Here is a 3,051-nt window from a genome sequence, read left to right as displayed (position 1 = left end):
GATTGAGATCGATTTCTGACAGACGGCTTGAGTTCTTTTGAGGACGTGTAGCAACAGCTGCCGTTCCATTTCAAAGCTTTGTTTTGATTTTCCTCACAGTACTCACCACCTTACTTGATTTGTATACAACAAACCATAAATGAAAGCAGTACGAAAGTCATAAACAAGGCTTGAAAGAAATACTCGGGGTATGCCCACCCCACTACTAAAAGACACAAAACCCATCATACTCTATTTTGCATAAAAAATGATGGGTGTATTTTATTATGTTTATTCCAACTAAAGAATTGCGGAAAAGGTTTCCTTCAACAAACTGATTTCTTTGGCTGATGTGCAGCAACAGCCGCCGATCCATTTGCATCCTGACTCATGCCATTTCAATGCTTCGTTTGAGAATACTTCATCAACCGCATGACTGTGCGTCCATACTTTTGTAGTGGCATCGTAGGTCGCTCCCGAGTTTGGATAAGCAACTAATGGCTTTGTCGCAATCTCCTTCAGATATTCCAAGGCCGGCAAAACTAAATCCGGCTGCACGCAATTGACGCCGTAGGCAATGATTTGCTCGGACGACTCTGCCAATAGCTGGAATACACGCAGATCGGTCCCATCGCATAAATGGTGATCGTCCTTCAAAGTCACCGTCAGCCAAGCTGTCGTCTTGGGATGTTGGGCTAGCAACTCAATCACAGCCTGGATTTCCGTTAGATCCGGAATGGTTTCGATGGCCAGCAGATCAGCCCCGGATTCCAGCAGCAACTCTAACCTTTCGCGATGGAAATCGACCAATTCGGTTTGCGACAGACCGTAATTGCCCCGATATTCAGAGCCATCCGCCAAATAGGCTCCGTATGGTCCGACCGAAGCCGCCACCCATTTTTCTTGCAGGCCTTGGCTTTTCGTTTGGGCCTGTTTCGCTAGTTCTACCGTTCTTTTGATCAGAGCCCGGCTTTCTTCGGTTGTATGGCCCAAACGCTCGAACCCGGCAACCGTCGCTTGATAGCTCGCTGTGATGGCGATGTTTGCCCCGGCATCGTAATAGTTCTGATGAACTTTTTCAATTTTATCCGGTTCGTTCACTAATGCTTTCGCGGTCCATAACTCATCATTCAGGTCCAAGCCTTGCTCCTCCAGACCTAAGGACATCGAACCATCGATGAGGATCACTTTTTGATTCTTTTGCCACTCTTTAAAATTCATCGGAAAGCTCACCCACTTCTTGATTTTCGATTGCTACAGAAGCTTTTTTGCTGAAGAATAACTGGTAATAAAAGAAGCACAAGATCGTGAATGGGATGCCGATGATCAAGGCAATCCGCTGGTTCGGATCAAACGCGATGCCGATGATCGAAACGGAGCAAAGGATAATGACGAGCCACGGAACGATTGGATAGAATGGTGTTTGGTAAGCCAGTTCATCCAGTTTATGCCCCGATTTCAGATAGTATTTGCGGAAATTCAGTTGTGCCCAAGCGATGCTCAACCAAACCGCCACGACCGCGAATGCGGAGATGGATACCAAAGCCAGGTAAACGGTGTCCGCGGAATAGATGCTGGAAAACAGGGAGAGAAGCCCACCCAAAATGGTCAGCAACAACCCGTAAATCGGCAACCCGCGTTTGGATAATTTGGCGAAACGTTTCGGCAATGTTCCTGCATTGGCCAATGACCACAGCATTCTTGATGCTGCGTAGACCCCAGAGTTTGCGCCGGAAAGGACTACAGTGATCAGGACGAGGTTCATGATGTCTGCTGCGTATGGGATACCCATCAAATTCAGGATGACGGTCACCGGACTTTCATCCAAATTAGCCGCAGAATCCGGAAGCAGCGCACCGATCACAACAATCGTCCCGATGAAAAGGACCACCAAAATGACGATTGTCTGCAAGATTGCTTTCGGGATATTTTTCTTAGGATCCGACGTTTCACCAGCGGCTACGCCGATCAATTCCGCACCGGAAAAAGTGAAGTTAGCAGACAGTATCGCCAAGAAAACAGAGCCTGCGCCTTTCGGGAACCAACCGTTTTCCGTCAGATGGCTGAAAAGTGGTGCTGATTCATTTCCCTGGATCGGTATAAATCCGAATATGCCACCCAGACCCAGGATAAGGAAAATTGCCAGTGCGAGCACTTTGATCAGCGACATCCAAAATTCGCTGACGGAAAACCAACGCACATCAATAATGTTTGAAAGTACAATAATGCCGATAAAAAAGATGCACCAAAGCCAAGTGGGAATGCCGGGGAACCAGCGTTGTGACAAAATCGCCAAGGTGATGAACTGCGAACCCAATGCCACTGTCCACGTCAGCCAATAAAGCCACGCCACCACGAAACCTGCTCCGGGATGGATGTATTTTGAAGCGTAGTTGTGGAACGAACTCGTACTAGGCTCGTGGACCGACAATTCGCCCAAGCACATCATGACCAGCGTCACCAAAAATGCTCCGATCAGATACGCAATGATTGTTCCGATCGAACCCGCCGTTTGAATGAGATACCCCGAACTCAAGAAGATTCCAGTTCCGATTACCCCACCCAATGAAAGCATAACTAGATGCTTTGATGTCATTTCCCTTACAAATGATTGCTCCATATTTTTCCCTCCAAAAATGTATTAAAATATATAAAAAAAGCACTCCCCCTATTGAAAGGGCGAATGCTCGCGTTACCACCTTTGTTCATAATCATAAAGATTATCTCAGCAAGGGACTGTCATCCCTTCACGCGCTATCGGGCGTACCCGTCACTTGCTAAGTTTCCCTCACACGTGATAACTCAAAGACCATCTTCGCTGATTCCGAAACATCTGCTTTCACCATTCGCAGACTCTCTGTGGTTTCTATCCCAGCTACTTATCTCATCAAAGTTTCATATATTTTTAATAATTATACAAGAATGATGGATAGTTGTCAATTATCTTGTGCTTACTTTCATTCGCTTAATTGCAATATCAAATGCATAAAAAATTTTAAAAACCTTTATAGACAGCGAATTACTCAATAATCCAGTATTACCAATGCTTTGAAGCCATTGACGGCAGGGAGT

Annotated in this window: 2 protein-coding genes and 1 other annotated feature; both genes read right to left on the bottom strand. The window is 46.0% G+C overall.

The features are described from left to right. Nucleotides 1-279 precede the first annotated feature (279 nt). Nucleotides 280-1,200 (bottom strand): homocysteine S-methyltransferase, encoded by a 921-nt coding sequence (gene mmuM, locus ACRCJ0_RS11345; protein WP_026466563.1) that lies wholly within the window; start codon nucleotides 1,198-1,200, stop codon nucleotides 280-282. Continuing rightward, nucleotides 1,190-2,599 (bottom strand): amino acid permease, encoded by a 1,410-nt coding sequence (locus ACRCJ0_RS11340; protein WP_271735302.1) that lies wholly within the window; start codon nucleotides 2,597-2,599, stop codon nucleotides 1,190-1,192. The genes mmuM and ACRCJ0_RS11340 overlap by 11 nt, the downstream gene beginning before the upstream one ends. Nucleotides 2,600-2,651: 52 nt before the next feature. Further along, nucleotides 2,652-2,879 (bottom strand) — a binding site (T-box leader). Between the last annotated feature and the right edge of the window lie 172 nt (nucleotides 2,880-3,051).

Source organism: Aerococcus sp. L_32 (assembly GCF_050689315.1).
Note: the sequence above shows the minus strand (reverse complement) of the source record. Positions and strands in the feature narration are given on the sequence as shown.